Origin of the sequence: Azospirillum picis (genome assembly GCF_017876115.1) — a bacterium.
Classification (GTDB): Bacteria; Pseudomonadota; Alphaproteobacteria; order Azospirillales; family Azospirillaceae; genus Azospirillum; species Azospirillum picis.
This window is the reverse complement of sequence record NZ_JAGINO010000002.1, coordinates 338,227-352,982: the sequence shown is the minus strand read 5'-3', so window position 1 is coordinate 352,982 and position 14,756 is coordinate 338,227. Positions and strand designations below refer to the sequence as shown.

Annotated in this window: 12 protein-coding genes; 5 read left to right on the top strand and 7 right to left on the bottom strand. The window is 71.3% G+C overall.

The genetic code is table 11. The features are described from left to right. Window positions 1-8: 8 nt before the first annotated feature. From mtaB to J2850_RS04105, 5 genes are all read right to left on the bottom strand, one after another. Entirely contained in the window at window positions 9-1,280 is a 1,272-nt protein-coding gene (mtaB, locus tag J2850_RS04125) for a tRNA (N(6)-L-threonylcarbamoyladenosine(37)-C(2))-methylthiotransferase MtaB (RefSeq protein WP_209979024.1), read from the bottom strand. Beyond that, window positions 1,277-2,128 (bottom strand): diaminopimelate epimerase, encoded by an 852-nt coding sequence (gene dapF / locus J2850_RS04120; RefSeq protein ID WP_209979022.1) that lies wholly within the window; start codon window positions 2,126-2,128, stop codon window positions 1,277-1,279. The genes mtaB and dapF overlap by 4 nt, the downstream gene beginning before the upstream one ends. A 138-nt stretch (window positions 2,129-2,266) precedes the next feature. After that, on the bottom strand, window positions 2,267-2,710 hold the full coding sequence (locus J2850_RS04115) for a GtrA family protein (RefSeq protein ID WP_307353933.1): 444 nt from the start codon (window positions 2,708-2,710) through the stop codon (window positions 2,267-2,269). After that, window positions 2,707-3,861, bottom strand: a complete 1,155-nt coding sequence (locus J2850_RS04110; RefSeq protein WP_246512789.1) for a glycosyltransferase family 2 protein — start codon at window positions 3,859-3,861, stop codon at window positions 2,707-2,709. The genes J2850_RS04115 and J2850_RS04110 overlap by 4 nt, the downstream gene beginning before the upstream one ends. Window positions 3,862-3,963: 102 nt before the next feature. After that, the gene (locus J2850_RS04105) at window positions 3,964-5,589 is read right to left on the bottom strand and encodes a hypothetical protein (RefSeq protein ID WP_209979019.1); all 1,626 of its coding nucleotides are present in this window, start codon (window positions 5,587-5,589) and stop codon (window positions 3,964-3,966) included. A gap of 288 nt (window positions 5,590-5,877) precedes the next feature. Here J2850_RS04105 and leuD point away from each other — a divergent pair, with 288 nt between their 5' ends. Continuing rightward, window positions 5,878-6,489 carry a 3-isopropylmalate dehydratase small subunit gene (gene leuD, locus J2850_RS04100; RefSeq protein ID WP_209979017.1) on the top strand — a complete coding sequence of 204 codons (612 nt, stop codon included), beginning with the start codon at window positions 5,878-5,880 and terminating at the stop codon, window positions 6,487-6,489. 69 nt (window positions 6,490-6,558) lie between these two features. Next, complete coding sequence (gene leuB, locus J2850_RS04095; RefSeq protein ID WP_209979015.1) at window positions 6,559-7,674, top strand: 3-isopropylmalate dehydrogenase; 1,116 nt, start codon at window positions 6,559-6,561, stop codon at window positions 7,672-7,674. 93 nt (window positions 7,675-7,767) lie between these two features. Here leuB and J2850_RS04090 read toward each other — a convergent pair whose 3' ends face one another. Together J2850_RS04090 and J2850_RS04085 are read right to left on the bottom strand one after the other, a co-directional pair. Then, window positions 7,768-8,058: a con-10 family general stress protein gene (locus J2850_RS04090; protein ID WP_209979014.1), complete on the bottom strand. Its 291-nt coding sequence runs from the start codon at window positions 8,056-8,058 to the stop codon at window positions 7,768-7,770. Between the two features lie 126 nt (window positions 8,059-8,184). Beyond that, window positions 8,185-9,072: an HpcH/HpaI aldolase/citrate lyase family protein gene (locus J2850_RS04085; protein WP_209979012.1), complete on the bottom strand. Its 888-nt coding sequence runs from the start codon at window positions 9,070-9,072 to the stop codon at window positions 8,185-8,187. 218 nt (window positions 9,073-9,290) lie between these two features. Here J2850_RS04085 and J2850_RS04080 point away from each other — a divergent pair, with 218 nt between their 5' ends. From J2850_RS04080 to pdxY, 3 genes are all read left to right on the top strand, one after another. Beyond that, the gene (locus J2850_RS04080; RefSeq protein ID WP_209979011.1) at window positions 9,291-9,965 is read left to right on the top strand and encodes a phosphatase PAP2 family protein; all 675 of its coding nucleotides are present in this window, start codon (window positions 9,291-9,293) and stop codon (window positions 9,963-9,965) included. Window positions 9,966-10,211: 246 nt separating this feature from the next. Beyond that, window positions 10,212-13,793 carry a DEAD/DEAH box helicase gene (locus J2850_RS04075; protein WP_209979009.1) on the top strand — a complete coding sequence of 1,194 codons (3,582 nt, stop codon included), beginning with the start codon at window positions 10,212-10,214 and terminating at the stop codon, window positions 13,791-13,793. A 96-nt stretch (window positions 13,794-13,889) separates the two neighbouring features. Then, window positions 13,890-14,750, top strand: coding sequence for a pyridoxal kinase PdxY (gene pdxY / locus J2850_RS04070; RefSeq protein ID WP_209979007.1), 861 nt, complete (start codon window positions 13,890-13,892; stop codon window positions 14,748-14,750). Window positions 14,751-14,756 lie beyond the last annotated feature (6 nt).

Here is a 14,756-nt window from a genome sequence, read left to right as displayed (position 1 = left end):
GGCAAATGTCAGAGGGGCGTGCCGGTCAGGACGCCGTTCGCGATGCCGGTGATGGCGGCGGGCACCAGCGAACCGGGCGGGAAGGGGCGGCCGAGGCGGGTCGCCGCGAAATGCTCGGTGCGGCCGAGGTCGTCCTTCTCCACCAGCACCGTCGCGGTGCGGCCGACCAGGCCGGCCAGCGTGCGGGCCTCCGCCGCTTCGCCGGCGGCGCGCAGGCGGGCGGCGCGCTCCTTGCGGACGCCGCCGTCGACCTGCGGCATGCGGGCGGCGGGGGTGCCGGGACGCGGGCTGTAGGGGAAGACGTGCAGCCAGGTCAGGCCGCACTCCTCGACCAGCCGCAGGGTGTTCCCGAACATCTCCTCGGTCTCCGTCGGGAAACCGGCGATGAAGTCGGCGCCGAACACCACGTCGGGGCGGATCGACCGCACCCGCTCGCAGAAGGCGACGGCGTCGGCGCGGCCGTGGCGGCGCTTCATCCGCTTCAGGACCATGTCGTCGCCGGCCTGGAGCGACAGGTGCAGGTGCGGCATCAGCCGCGGCTCGTTTTCGATCAGGCGCCAGAGGTCGTCGTCCATCTCGATGCAGTCGAGCGACGACAGCCGCAGCCGCGGCAGCTCCGGCACGCAGGCCAGCAGCCGGCGCACCATCTGCCCCAGCGACGGCGACCCCGGCAGGTCGGGGCCGTAGCTGGTGATGTCGACGCCGGACAGCACCACCTCGTTGTAGCCGGCCTTCACCAGCGCCTGGACCTGTTCGACGATGCCGCCGATCGGCACCGAGCGCGACGGCCCGCGGCCGTAGGGGATGATGCAGAAGGTGCAGCGGTGGTCGCAGCCCTGCTGCACCTGGACGAAGGCGCGGGCGCGGTCCTCGAAGCCGCCGATCAGGTGGCCGGCGGTCTCCTTCACCGACATGATGTCGTTGACCAGCACCTTCTCGGCCGGCGGCAGGCCCCAGCTTTCCGGCTGCAGCTTCTCCTGGTTGCCCAGCACCTGGTCGACCTCGGGCATCGCGGCGAAGCGCTGCGGGTCGATCTGGGCGGCGCAGCCGGTGACGACGATGCGGGCGTCGGGCCGCTCGCGCCGCAGCTTGCGGATGGTCTGGCGCGCCTGACGCTCGGCTTCCGAGGTGACGGCGCAGGTGTTGACGATCACCACGTCGTCCAGCCCGGCGCTGCGCACATGGTTGCGCATCACCTCGGATTCGTAGGTGTTCAGCCGGCAGCCGAAGGTGACGATCTCGGGGCCGGACTGGGTGGCGATGTCGGGGGCGTCGCTCATTCCGATACCGGCTGGACGGACGTCAGCTCGGGCGCCAGCCGGCCGCTGAAGGCCAGCGCGACCGGGCCGGTCATCAGGACGCGGTCGTCCTCGGTCCACTCGATGGTCAGGGTGCCGCCGTCGAGGATGATGTCGGCCTTGCGGCTGGTCAGGCCGCGGCGGACCGCGGCGACCAGCGTGGCGCAGGAGCCCGAGCCGCAGGCCTGGGTGATGCCGGCCCCGCGCTCCCAGACCCGCATGCGGATGGCGGTGGGGGACAGCACCTGCGCGAACTCGATGTTGGCGCGCTCGGGAAACGCCGGGTGGTTCTCGAACACCGGGCCGACCTCGTCCAGCGGCACCGCCTCCGCGTCGTCGACGAAGAAGACGGCATGCGGGTTGCCCATGTTGACCGCGACCGGGGCGGCGAAGCCGCCATGCTCCACCGCTTCGACCCGCAGCGTGTCGGCGGGAGCGGCCAGCGGAATCGCGGCCCAGTCCAGCCGGGGGGCGCCCATGTCGACGGTGATGCGGCCATTGTCGGCGCGGCTCGCGTGCAGCAGACCCGCGGCGGTCTGGAAGCTGGCGCGGTCGCGTCCGCTTTCCTCCATCAGCAGCCAGCCGACGCAGCGCGACGCGTTGCCGCAGGCGGCCGCCTCGCTGCCGTCGGCGTTGCGGATGCGCATGAAGGCGTCGGCACCGGGCGCGTCGGTCTGTTCCAGCACGATGAACTGGTCGCAGCCGACCCCCATCCGGCGGTCGGCGATCGCGCGCACCTCCGCAGCCGGGGGGCTGTAGGGCTCGGAACGGGCGTCGATCACGACGAAGTCGTTGCCGAGGCCGTGCATCTTCAGGAATTCGCGGGTCATGGCCGCCGTTATATGGCGAGCCGTGGGGATAAGTCCATAAGAGGCCGTGCAGGGCAGAATCGCGGGCGCCCCGGGGATCCTAGAGGCATCCGCGCCCGGAACCCGCGCCCGGAACCCGGCGCCCATGCGGGGCCGCGGCTAGGCCCCCTTGAACACCAGATGCTTCGATGCCGCGAAGTTGAAGAACATCCCGGCGATCGATCCGGCGGCCACCGCCAGGAACGGATGCTCGGCGACGGTCTGCACGCCGGACTCCAGCGCCACCGAGACGCCATAGTTCACCACGCCGCCGAAGGCGTTGGCGACGATGAACTTGGCCCACTGGCGGTGCAGCGGCTCGTCGGCGGCGCCGCGGAAGGTGAAGGCGCGGTTCAGTGCCCAGGTCGCCGTCGCCGCCGCGAAGAAGGACGGCACGCGGGCGGCGAAGAACTCAAGGCCCATCCCCAGCCCGGCATAGAGCACGACGGTGTCGACCAGCAGCCCGACGATGCCGACGGCGCCGAACTTGGCGAACTGGACCGCCAGGCGGCCGAGCCGGCTGTCGGCCAGGGTTCCGCGCAGGGTGCCGGAGCTGCCGCTCACCGGTCCTGGTCCCCGCGGGCGCCGGCCAGCGGCGGGTGGCCGCCCGGTGCCCGCAGCGCCAGATAGTGCATGCGCTTGGCCTCGCGGCGGCCGTGGGTGACGGTGTCGAGGATCAGCCCGCAGGTCAGGCTGAGGAAGGCCAGCACCATCAGGCCGGTCGCCAGCACGGCGGTCGGCAGCCGCGGCACCAGCCCGGTCTGGAAGTAGGTGGCGATCACCGGCACGCCGAGGATCACCGCCAGCAGCGCCAGGATGCCGAAGATGGCGGAGAAGAAGGGCAGCGGCCGCTCCTCCTTCACCAGATGGACGATGGTGCGCAGGATGCGGATGCCGTCGCGGATGGTGTTCAGCTTGCTGTGCGACCCCGGCGGGCGATCCTTGTAGGGGGTCTTCACCTCGGCGATCGGCATGCGCAGCTCCAGCGCATGGACGGTCAGCTCGGTCTCGGTCTCGAAGCCGCTGGCCAGCGCCGGAAAGGACTTGACGAAGCGGCGGGAGAAGACCCGGTAGCCCGACAGCATGTCGTTGATGCGGCTACCGAAGATCTTGGCGACCATTCCGGTCAGCAGCAGGTTGCCGAAACGGTGGCCGGGGCGGTAGGCGGCGACGATCTCGGTGACCCGGGCGCCGTTGACCATGTCCAGCCGCTCTTCCCACAGCCGCTTGACCAGCAGCGGTGCGCTCGGCGCGTGGTAGGTGTCGTCGCCGTCGACCAGCACATAGACGTCGGCCTCGATGTCGGCGAACATCCGCCGCATCACGTTGCCCTTGCCCTGCAGCGGCTCGCTGCGCACCACCGCGCCGGCCGCGCGCGCCACCTCGACCGTCCGGTCCTTGGAGTTGTTGTCGTAGACGTAGACGACGGCATCCGGCAGGGCGGCGCGGAAGTCGGCGACCACCGTACCGATCGCCGCCTCCTCGTTGTAGCAGGGGATCAGCACCGCGACGGTCGGTGCCGGCCCGGCGTCCGGTCCGGCAATCGGCGTTCCCGACGCGCCGGCGCGCGGGCCGGGGCTGGCGGCGGGATCGGCGGCAGAGCGATCAGAAGGCGCGCGATCAGAAGGCGCGCGATCAGAAGGCGCGCGATCAGAAGGCGCGCGATCGGCGGGTGCGCGATCGGGGACGGGGCGGTCGAGGGTCGATTGCATCATCGTCGGGTGCTTCGCTCTGCCAGGGCCGGGAACGGCTCGCGCCTGCCGGCTCACATTGGGCTCTCATGGAGGCTGTGGCGATAAACAGCACAGGCCCGCCGATTATTCCACTGCCGCGTGGGTGATTCCGCACAGGTTCAGGGGCTCGCCCAGGTTGTTGGGAATCGCCCGGCAACTCGCGGGATCCAGCCGCAGGCCGAGCAGCGCCGCCGCCTTGGCGCCGCCGGGGGTGTCGGGGATGGTGCTCAGCATCATCAGCGGGCCGCGGTGGGCCGCCACCTTGTCCTTCATGATGGCGAGATAGCCGTTGCCGACGGAATCCGGCTGCAGGAAGTTCGACTGGATGCGCACGAAGGTGACGCCGGCCGGGAAGGACGGGACGACGTGCGAGATCGCCCAGTAGCCGGCCATCAGCACCATGGTGTCGTCGGGGTCCTCGATCGGCGGCACCTCGGCCGTCACCCAGCGGTCGGCCCAGGCGACGCGCCCCCAGTCGGCCGGCTGCACGGTCAGTTGCACCAGCGCCAGCACCGCCACCGCCAGCCCGATGCGCAACCGGCGCGCCAGCGGCAGCAGCCCGACCGCCATCACCAGCGCCAGTGGCGCCAGCATCTCCAGCGGCACCAGGTAGCGGTAGATGCAGAACATCGCCACCCACAGCGCGTAGGTGATGCTGATCGCCACCAGCAGGAAGCGGGTCGCCGGCCCGTCGGTCAGCCAGCCGGCCCGCTCCCGGGACGCGGAGCCGCCGGCCGCTTGGCCGATGAGGGCGCAGACGGCGCCGAGGGGGACCAGAACGAACAGCGCCAGCACCCGCAGGTCGAAATAGGGCACCTCGCCCACCGTCAGCGGGGAGAAGGTGAAGACGAAGGGGAAGAACAGCCGTTGCAGCACGCCCGGCGGGAAGAAGCTGACGTTGACGTAGTCGGAGATCGCGGCGAAGGGCGACTTGAAGATGTGGTTCATGTGCGGGAAGACCGGGTTCCCGTAGTCGTGCCACAGATGCGCCATCCACAGGCCGCCGCCCGCCGCCAGCCCGGCCAGCACGCCGATCCCGAAGAAGAAGGCCAGCCACAGCCGCCGCCATGGGCGCGCCGGCAGCGCCAGGAAGGCCAGGCACAGCCCGACCGCGTAGATCACCGTCGGGTTCTTCAGCCCCATCGCCGCCCCGGCCAGCAGCCCGGCGGCGCCGGCGCGGGCGAAGGCGGGAAGCGCCCGTCCCCCCAGCATGCCCGGCAGGCTGGCGGCGACCACCGCCAGCGCCCCCAGGACGCCCAGGCTGACCACATTGTCCTGGAAGGTGGTGCCGATCAGCCCCAGCGTGCCGCCGCCCAGCCCGCCCATCGCCGCCAGCGCCATGGCGACCGAGGTCCGTTTCGGCAGGGGAACGGTCCGCAGGCAGGACGATGCCAGCACGTACAGCAGCGACAGGTTGACGCCCTGCAGGGCTCCCCACAGGAACCCCGCCAGCCGCGCCGGCAGGTGCGCCGCCAGCAGGTAGAAGGGAACGTCGAGGACGGGGCTGTAGAAGGTCGGCATCTGCGCCGCCAGCAGGTCGCGCCCCAGCCGGCCGGTCAGCAGCGCATAGGCGTTGTACCAGTGGTAGTTCCGCAGGTCCCAGTTGGCGTCCATGCCGAAGGCCAGCGTCAGCAGGCCATAGGCGACGGGCGCCAGCAACAGGAAGGCGCGGCCCGCCAGGCGGGCACGTCGGTCGGCGGGTGTCGTCATGGCGGCGGAAGGACTCGTGGGGGCGGGACGGGGCATCGGGAGGTCTTGGTAGGGGAGGGGAGGGGTTTCCGCAAGATGTCGCGCAAGGCTCGGCCAGGGTGTCTCCTGCGTTCCCGCGCGATGCCTGCGCGCAACATTCATGCGCCAGGACGCGCCCGCGCATACCTGTTCGCTCGTGGCGCGCAGGGAAAACGGCAAGCTTCCTCTGGCAATGGCTGGATGGGTCTGCTATTCACCACCCTCTGCATGCGCACGCTTGCGCCTTCTTGCGCGACAGGATTTCTGGCGATGGATAAGTTCACGGTTCTCACCGGCGTTGCGGCGCCGCTGCCGATGATCAACGTCGACACCGACATGATCATTCCCAAGCAGTTCCTGAAGACCATCAAGCGGACGGGGCTGGGCAAGCATCTGTTCGACGAGATGCGCTACACCGCGGACGGGCAGGAGATCCCGGACTTCGTCCTGAACAAGCCGGCCTACCGCAAGGCCAGCATCCTGGTGGCGGGCGACAATTTCGGCTGCGGCTCCTCGCGCGAGCATGCGCCGTGGGCGCTGGCCGACTACGGCATCCGCTGCATCATCGCCCCCAGCTTCGCCGACATCTTCTACAACAACTGTTTCAAGAACGGCATCCTGCCGATCAAGTTGCCGAAGGAGCAGGTCGACCTGCTGCTCGACGACGCGTCGCGCGGGTCGAACGCCGTCATCACGGTCGACCTTGAGAAGCAGACCATCACCGGGCCGGACGGCGGCACCATCAGCTTCGACCTCGACCCGTTCCGCCGGCACTGCCTGCTGAACGGCCTGGACGACATCGGCCTGACCATGCAGCAGTCCGGCCAGATCGACGGGTACGAGGGCAGGCAGCGCGCCGCCCAGCCCTGGATGTGGGCCTGACCGCCCCGTCCGCCGATCCCCGTTCACCTTCTGTCTTCTTGACGTCAGATATTTGGGAGTGCGCCCGCCATGGCCGCCAATAAGAAGCTTCTGTTCCTCCCCGGCGACGGCATCGGCCCGGAAGTGATGCGCCAGGTGCGCCGGGTCATCGACTGGATGGACCGCAAGCGCAAAATCACCTTCGACGTGTCCGAGGGGCTGGTCGGCGGTGCGGCCATCGACGCCTACGGCGTGCCGCTGTCGGACGCCACGCTGGCCGAGGCGCTGGCGGTGGACGCCGTCATGCTGGGCGCCGTCGGCGGCCCCAAGTGGGACAACCCGACCGACTACACCAAGCGCCCGGAAGCCGGCCTGCTGGCCCTGCGCAAGGAACTCGGCCTGTTCGCCAACCTGCGCCCGGCCGTGGTGTTCGACGCGCTGGTCGACGCCTCGACCCTGAAGGCCGACGTCATCCGCGGCCTCGACATTCTGATCGTGCGCGAGCTGACCGGCGGCGTCTATTTCGGTGAGCCGCGCGGCATTACCGAGATCGGCGACGGCGAGCGCCGCGGCGTCAACACCCAGGTCTACACCACCTCGGAAATCCGCCGCGTCGCCCGCGTCGCCTTCGAGTTGGCCCGCAAGCGCGGGAACAAGCTGTGCTCGATGGAGAAGGCGAACGTCATGGAATCCGGCCTGCTGTGGCGGCAGGAAGTGACCAGGCTGCACCAGGAGGAGTTCCAGGATGTCGAGCTGAGCCACATGTACGCCGACAACGGCGCCATGCAGCTCCTGAAGAACCCCAGGCAGTTCGACGTGATCGTCACCGACAACCTGTTCGGCGACATCCTGTCGGACGAGGCGGCGATGATGACCGGCTCGCTCGGCATGCTGCCGTCGGCGTCGCTGGGCGCGCCGGACGCCAACGGCAACCGCAAGGCGCTGTACGAGCCGGTGCACGGCTCCGCCCCGGACATCGCCGGGCGCGACCTCGCCAATCCCTGCGCCACGCTGCTGTCCTTCGCGATGTGCCTGCGCTACTCGTTCAACCTGGACGAGGAAGCCAGGATGATCGAGAAGTCCATCCAGACCGTGCTGGGCGGCGGCATGCGCACCGCCGACATCATGGCACCGGGCATGGCGCGCTGCTCGACCACCGTCATGGGCGACTCGATCCTGCGCGAGCTGGACAAGCTGTCCTCCTGACCGCGCGCGTCCTCGCGGCGGGAAACGCCCTCGGAAAAGAGAAAGCCCCCGTCCACCGGACGGGGGCTTTTTCGTCTGCACGGGTGCAGCGGCTCAATCGCCCCCGGCCGGACGGTCGGCCGGTCGGCCGCCATGGCTCGCCTGTCCGCCCTTGCGGCCGGCTTCCGCCGCCAGCGAGGGGTTGCGCGAGAAGCTGCGCGAGGAGGCAGGCACGCTGCGTCCCCCCTTGCGCCCTGCTTCCGCGGCAAGCTCCGGGTTCTTCGAGAAGCTGCGCTTGTCGGCCGGCACGCTTTCACCGCCTTTGCTGGCGATCTGGCGTTGCCGATCCGGGTCCATCGATGCAAAACCGCGGCCCGAAGTACGGCCGCTCTCTTTCGAGGCCATAACCAACCTCCGACTGTGCCTTGTTGGTTTGTCAACCGGACAGCCGGGTGGTTGGTTCCAAGTTATAAACAGATTCTGCAACCGAAATTTTCGGTCATCTCCCATCAGGCCGCAATCGCGCCGATATCAGCCCTCCGCCCCGCCCTCAAGCACCGCGATGGCATCGGCCAACGCCACCAGCCGGCGGGCGTTCTCGACATGCAGGTTCTCCACCAGCTTGCCGTCGACCAGCACCACCCCCTTGCCGGCCGCCGCCGCCTCGGCATGGGCGGCGATGATGCGGTGGGCGTGGGCGATGTCCTCCGCGCTCGGGGCGAAGGCGGCGTTGCAGGCGGCGATGGTTTTGGGGTGGATCAGCGTCTTGCCGTCGAAGCCCAGCTCGCGCCCCTGGCGGCAGGAGGCGGCGAAGCCCTCGTCGTCGTTCAGGTCCAGGTGCACCCCGTCCAGCACCGCCAGCCCATAGGCGCGCGCCGCCAGCAGGCAGAGGCCGAGGCTGGTGATCATCGGCAGCCGCTGGGCGGTGTGGGCGGCATGCAAGTCCTTGGCAAGGTCGGAGGTCCCCAGCACCAGCGCCCCGACGGCGGGGGAGGCGGCGGCGATCTCGCGGGCGTTGAGGATGCCGAGCGGCGTCTCCATCATGCACCAGATCCTCTGGCTGCCGGGGGAACCCGACGCGCGCAGCAGCGCCTCGGCCTGGCGGACGGCGTCGGCGCTCTCCACCTTGGGCAGCAGCACGGCGTCGGCGCCGCAGGCCGCCGCCATCCGCAGGTCCTCGAAGCCCCAGGGGGTGTTCAGCCCGTTGGTGCGGACCACCAGCTCCCGCCCGCCATAGCCGCCGTCCGCCAGCGCCCGCGCGATGGTGTCGCGCGCCGCCGCCTTGGCGTCCGGCGTGACGGCATCCTCCAGGTCCAGGATCAGCCCGTCGGCCGGCAGGCTACGGCCCTTCTCCAGGGCGCGGGCGTTCGAACCCGGCATGTAGAGCACGCTGCGGCGGGGGCGGACGGTCATGGCCATGGGCGAAGTCCCTGTGCGGTTCGGGGGGAGGAGGGGCGGATGGTCGGTGCGGCCAGCATTAGCCCCGCCGCCGCCGGCCGTCCACAACTTACCCCTTCCTTCCGCGCAGCCTCGCGGTGCAAGGTACCCCGGACGGGTCGGGACCTTGCGGCGCTTGCTGCGTCGCACCATGTGCCAGAGCCGTCCGTCCATTCCCAACCCACATCCATGGGGACCCGATGCTCGCCACTGCCAGCGTCGCCATCACCCACCTCGGCAGCAGCAGCCTCCTCGTGCCGCTGTCGGCGCTCTATGCCACCGCGCTGTGGCGGCGGCATTCGGCGCCGATGGCGATGCGCTGGCTGCTGGCGCTCGCCGTCTGCCTGGGGGTGATGGTGGTGCTGAAGCTGGTCGGCCACGGCTGCGGCCTGCCGGAATTCCCGCTCTACGAGGCGCTGTTCCCCGGCGACCGCTTCATCAGCCCGAGCGGCCATGCCGCCTTCTCGGCGGTGTTCTACGGGTCGGTGGCGGCGCTGGCCGCCCGCAACGCCGACTCCCGCTGGCTGCGGCTCGGGCTGCCGGCGGCGGCCGTGGCGCTGGTGCTGGCGATCTCCGCCTCGCGTGTCGTCGTCTCCGCCCATTCCCGGGCCGAGGTGGCCGTCGGGCTGCTGGTCGGCGGGCTGTCGGTGCTGCTGTTCCTGTGGACCAGCCGGAAGGACCGGGCACCGCGCCTGCGCACCCCGCTCTGGCTGCTGGGGATCATGGCGATCGGGCTGGCGCTGCTGGTCCATGCCGGCGATCCCTCCTTCGTCGAGGCGGTGATCCGCCGGGTCGCCTACCAGCTCGCCTACCATGTCCAGGGCGGCGGGCTGTGCGCCTTCGCCGGCCTGCCGCTGCCCGGCCATCCCGGTTGACGTCCGACAACCTGACGGACAACAGGGGTGCGGCCAGCCTGATGATGGCCAACAGGGTGAAGCCGGCGCCATCCTGTGCTATGACGGTCAGCCGGGGGCGCGTCGCCGGCCGGCGCCACCGCCGCCGTGCCGGACGCTGCGGCGCCCAAGCCGGGGCTTGCGCGCCGTAGCGCAAGATCCTATACCGACGCCCCCGTTTTCGTTTCGTTCCGACCACTCTGTCCCGCCGGGTTCCGTCCGCACCGCATGTCGCTGTTCGATGCCTTGCCGCGTGGCCCCTCGGGCGGCGCTGCCGTCCCCTTCTCGCAGGAAGACCTGACGCGCGTCTTTGATGCCAAGACGCTGCAGCGCGGACGCACGCTCATCATGACCGGTGCGGTGACGCTGGCGCCGCCCGGCGGCCACCGCGTCGAGGCCGAGGTCAGCGACCTGGGGCGCCGGCTGTCGGTGAGGGTGACCCCCGTGCAGGGCAAGCGCAGCGTCGTGCTGGAGCGGAGCTGCACCTGCGGCCGCAATGCCTGTGCCCACATGGCGGCGGCGGCGATGCTCGCGTTGGAAAGCCGCCCGGAATGGCGCCGCGCCTCGCTGTTCGACGTGGCCGACGTCAAGGCGCCGCTGGCCCCGCCGCCGCCACCCGTTCTGCCGCCCCCCGCCCTTGCGGCTCCTCCCGCCGCCCCACCGCCCGCTCCGGCTACCCGCCCGGCGGCGGCGCCGCTCAGCCTGGTCCGCCAACCCTCCAACCCGCCGTCGCCCACGCACCCGCCCGCGCACCCGCCCGCTCCCCGCCCACCCGCCATCCGCCCGCCCGCCATCCGTCCGGGGGCGGTTCCCGCTCCCCCGGCGCCACCGGCTCCGGCAGCGGCGCGCAGCCTGCGCTGGACGATCGAGCCGGGGCAGGGCGAGGTCGCCTGCTACATCCTTGCCGAGTTCGTGGCCGAGGGGGGAGCGGCCGACGGCCATGCCGCCAGCCCGCGCGACGTGCTGGCCGGTGCGCCGCGCAACCTCGACGGCGATGCCGACCGCGCCATCGCCCGCCTGCTGGGGGGCGGCGGGGCGGAGCGCACGCCGGTGGCCAGGAACCGGGGCGAAGCGATCGACCGCCTGCTGCGCCGGCTGCTGGCCACCGGCCGGCTGCGCTGGCGCGACGGCACCCCGCTGGCCGAGGCGCCGGCCCGCGCCATCCGTGCCTTCCGCGATCCGGCCACCCGCAAGCTCCGCCCGACCGGCCTGCCGGAGCGCAGCGTGCTGGTGAAGGGCCAGACCTACTGGTGCGTCGATTCGGCGACCGGCACCGTCTTTCCGGTCGACCTCCAGGTGGTCGAGGTGCCGAAGGCCAAGCCGGCCCCGCCGGCACCGCCGCCCCCACCCCCGATCCACAAGCCGCCGGCCCAAAAACCATCCGCCTCCCGCCTGTTCGGGCCGTCCCGCTCCGCACCTGCGGCGATGCCGCGCATCACCCCGCCGCCGTCGAGCTTCCGCGACAACCCGATCCCCGGCGTGCGCGGCGGCGGCGGCGATGCGGCGGCCATCGTCGAACGGTCGCCGGGCATCATCGCCCGGCTCGGCCGGGTGGTGACGCCGGCCGACGGGCTGGTCGACGTGCTGCGCCTGTCCTTCGACTATGGCGAGCCCGGCCGGCCGGTAGAGATCGAGCCCGACGACCAGCGCCAGTTCGCCCGCCACGAGGACGAGGCCGGCGCCGTCACCTTCATCCGCCGCGACAAGGCCGACGAGCAGGCGGCGCTGGAGCGCCTGTCCGGCCTCGGCTTCGCCCAGGCGCGGATCGAGCCGGCGAAGGGGTCGCTGAACGCGCGCGGCACCCGCGTCCACTGGCTGACCGGCCGCGACGTCGAGGAGCGCTGGGCGCATTTCCTCGCCAACGAGGTCCCGGCCCTGACCAAGGCCGGCTGGACGGTCGAGGTCGGCGCCGATTTCGGCACCAAAGTGATCGCACCCGGCGCCGAGGTCGAGGTCGCGGTGCGCGACGCCGGTGACGGTTGGTTCGACCTGGACGTCGGGGTGGAGATCGACGGGGAGCGCCGGCCGCTGCTGCCGATCCTCGCCCGCCTGGTCGAGAAGGGCGGCCTGTCGACCACTCGCGTCATCGACGGCCGTGCCCACATCGTGCTCGACGACGGCAACGTCCTGGCGCTGCCGGCCGAGCGGATCGAGCGGCTGCTCAGCGTGCTGGAGGCCATGCTGGACAGCGGGCGCAGCAGCGGTGACCGGCTGAAGGTGCCGCTGGCCGAGGCCGACAACCTGCTGGACATCGACGACCTGATCGCCCGGCGCGGCGACGAGACGGCGCAGATCGACGGCTACCTGCGGCGGCTGCGCGCCGACGAGGTGGTGGGCGACATGACCCCGCCGCCGGGCTTCCGCGGCGAGCTGCGCGACTACCAGCGCGCCGGGCTGGCCTGGATGCAGAGCCTGCGCGCCAACAGCGTCGCCGGCATCCTCGCCGACGACATGGGGCTGGGCAAGACCGCCCAGACGCTCGCCCACATCGCCATGGAGGAGCATGAGGGCCGGCTGACCGCCCCCTGCCTGGTGGTGGTGCCGACCAGCCTGGTGCCCAACTGGGTGGCGGAGGCCGGGCGCTTCACCCCGCACCTGCGCGTCGTCGTGCTGCACGGCGTCGACCGCCACGGCCGGCTGGCCGAGGTCGGCCGCGCCCACATCGTCGTCACCACCTACGGCGTGGTGGCGCGCGACGTCGACCTGCTGAAGCGGCTCGACTGGCACATGATCGTGCTCGACGAGGCGCAGGCGATCAAGAACCCCGACGGCAAGGCGACGCGCGCGGTGGCGGCGCTGCCGGCGCGCCACCGGCTCTGCCTGTCCGGCACGCCGGTGGAGAACAACCTGGGCGAGCTGTGGAGCCAGTTCGCCTTCCTGATGCCGGGGCTGCTCGGCGACCGCAAGGAGTTCGGCAAGCGCTACCGCGTGCCGATCGAGAAGCGCGGCGACAACACCCGCGCCGGCCTGCTGATGCGCCGCATCCGCCCCTTCCTGCTCCGCCGCACCAAGGAGGCGGTGGCCAAGGAGCTGCCGCCCAAGACCGAGGTGGTGGTGCGCATCGACCTGGAGCGCGACCAGCGCGACCTCTACGAGACCATCCGCCTGTCGGTGAACGAGACGGTGCGCGCGGCGCTGGCCGCCAACGCCGCCGCCAGCGGCAAGGGGCTGGGCCAGAACGCCATCGCGGTGATCGACGCGCTGCTGAAGCTGCGCCAGGTCTGCTGCGACCCGCGCCTGCTGAAGTCGCTCGCGGCGACCCCCGGCAAGCACAAGCAGAGCGCCAAGCTGGCGGCGCTGGTCGGGATGGTGCGGGAGATGGTGCCGGAAGGCCGGCGCATCCTGATCTTCTCGCAGTTCACCACCATGCTCGACCTGATCAAGGTGGAGCTGGAGAAGGCAGCCGTTCCCTATGTCGAGCTGACGGGCCGCACGCTGGACCGCGCCGAGCCGGTGAACCGCTTCCAGAACCGCGAGGTGCCGGTCTTCCTCATCAGCCTGAAGGCCGGCGGCCGCGGCCTCAACCTGACCGCCGCCGACACGGTGATCCACTACGACCCCTGGTGGAACCCGGCGGCCGAGGACCAGGCGACCGACCGCGCCTACCGCATCGGCCAGGACAAGCCGGTCTTCGTCTACAAGCTGATCGCCGCCAACACGGTGGAGGAGCGCATCCTCGACCTTCAGCGCCGCAAGGGCAGCCTGTCGGCGGCCACCATCGAGGGCAAGGGCCTGGTCAGCGCGCTCGACGGCGGCGACATCGACTTCCTGCTGGGCGGCGGCGACGACGACGGCGACGAGGCGGCCTGATCTCCCCTCCGCATGGCAGCCATGCCACCGCCCGGGCCTGCGCCGACCGGCAGGGCGGCTTTACGCCCGGCGAGGCGTCGCTTACGCTCCCTGGCCATGAAGAGCGTCCTCACCATCCAATCGCACGTCGCCTACGGCTATGTCGGCAACCGGGCCGCGGTGTTCCCGCTGCAGCGGCTGGGGATCGACGCCACGGCGGTCAACACCGTCCAGTTCTCCAACCACACCGGCTACGGCGCCTGGACCGGGCAGGTCTTCACCGCGGAGCACATCGCCGACGTGGTCGACGGCATCGCCGCCCGCGGCGCGCTGCCGGTGCAGGACGCGGTTCTGTCCGGCTACATGGGCGACGTCGGGCTGGGCCGGGTGATCGTCGAGACGGCGGCACGGGTGAAGGCGGCCAATCCCAAGGCGGTCTATTGCTGCGATCCGGTGATGGGCGATGTCGGCCGCGGCTTCTTCGTGCGGCCGGGCCTGCCGGACTTTATCAAGGAGCATGCGGTCCCCGCCGCCGACCTGATGACGCCCAACCAGTTCGAGCTGGAATACCTGACCGACCGCAAGGTGGCGACGCTGGACGACGCGCTGGCGGCGACCGCCGCCCTGCGCGCCCGCGGGCCGCGGCTGGTGCTGGTGACCAGCCTGACCCGCAGCGACGCCGATCCCGACAGCATCGAGATGCTGGTCGACGCCACCGATGGCGCCTGGCTGGTCGCGACGCCGCGCCTGACCTTCGACCCGCCGCCCAGCGGCTCGGGCGACGCGGTGGCGGCGCTGTTCCTCGCCCATTACCTGGCCGCCTTCGATCCCGCCGACGCGCTGGAGAAGGCGGCCGCGGCGATCTTCGCCATCTTCGAGACGACGAGGCGGCTGGGCACGCGCGAGCTTCAGCTCATCGCCGCCCAGGACGATTTCGTCGACCCGCCCCGCCGCTTCACCGCCACCCGCCTGCGCTGACGCCCG

What these genes read in the sequence shown, in the direction of transcription:
- leuD (WP_209979017.1), top strand. Translation starts at nt 5,878, where the DNA reads ATGGATAAGTTCACGGTTCTCACCGGCGTTGCGGCGCCGCTGCCGATG.
- J2850_RS04090 (WP_209979014.1), bottom strand. Translation starts at nt 8,058, where the DNA reads ATGGCCTCGAAAGAGAGCGGCCGTACTTCGGGCCGCGGTTTTGCATCG.
- dapF (WP_209979022.1), bottom strand. Translation starts at nt 2,128, where the DNA reads ATGACCCGCGAATTCCTGAAGATGCACGGCCTCGGCAACGACTTCGTC.
- J2850_RS04110 (WP_246512789.1), bottom strand. Translation starts at nt 3,861, where the DNA reads ATGATGCAATCGACCCTCGACCGCCCCGTCCCCGATCGCGCACCCGCC.
- J2850_RS04075 (WP_209979009.1), top strand. Translation starts at nt 10,212, where the DNA reads ATGTCGCTGTTCGATGCCTTGCCGCGTGGCCCCTCGGGCGGCGCTGCC.
- mtaB (WP_209979024.1), bottom strand. Translation starts at nt 1,280, where the DNA reads ATGAGCGACGCCCCCGACATCGCCACCCAGTCCGGCCCCGAGATCGTC.
- pdxY (WP_209979007.1), top strand. Translation starts at nt 13,890, where the DNA reads ATGAAGAGCGTCCTCACCATCCAATCGCACGTCGCCTACGGCTATGTC.
- J2850_RS04105 (WP_209979019.1), bottom strand. Translation starts at nt 5,589, where the DNA reads ATGACGACACCCGCCGACCGACGTGCCCGCCTGGCGGGCCGCGCCTTC.
- J2850_RS04080 (WP_209979011.1), top strand. Translation starts at nt 9,291, where the DNA reads ATGCTCGCCACTGCCAGCGTCGCCATCACCCACCTCGGCAGCAGCAGC.
- leuB (WP_209979015.1), top strand. Translation starts at nt 6,559, where the DNA reads ATGGCCGCCAATAAGAAGCTTCTGTTCCTCCCCGGCGACGGCATCGGC.
- J2850_RS04085 (WP_209979012.1), bottom strand. Translation starts at nt 9,072, where the DNA reads ATGGCCATGACCGTCCGCCCCCGCCGCAGCGTGCTCTACATGCCGGGT.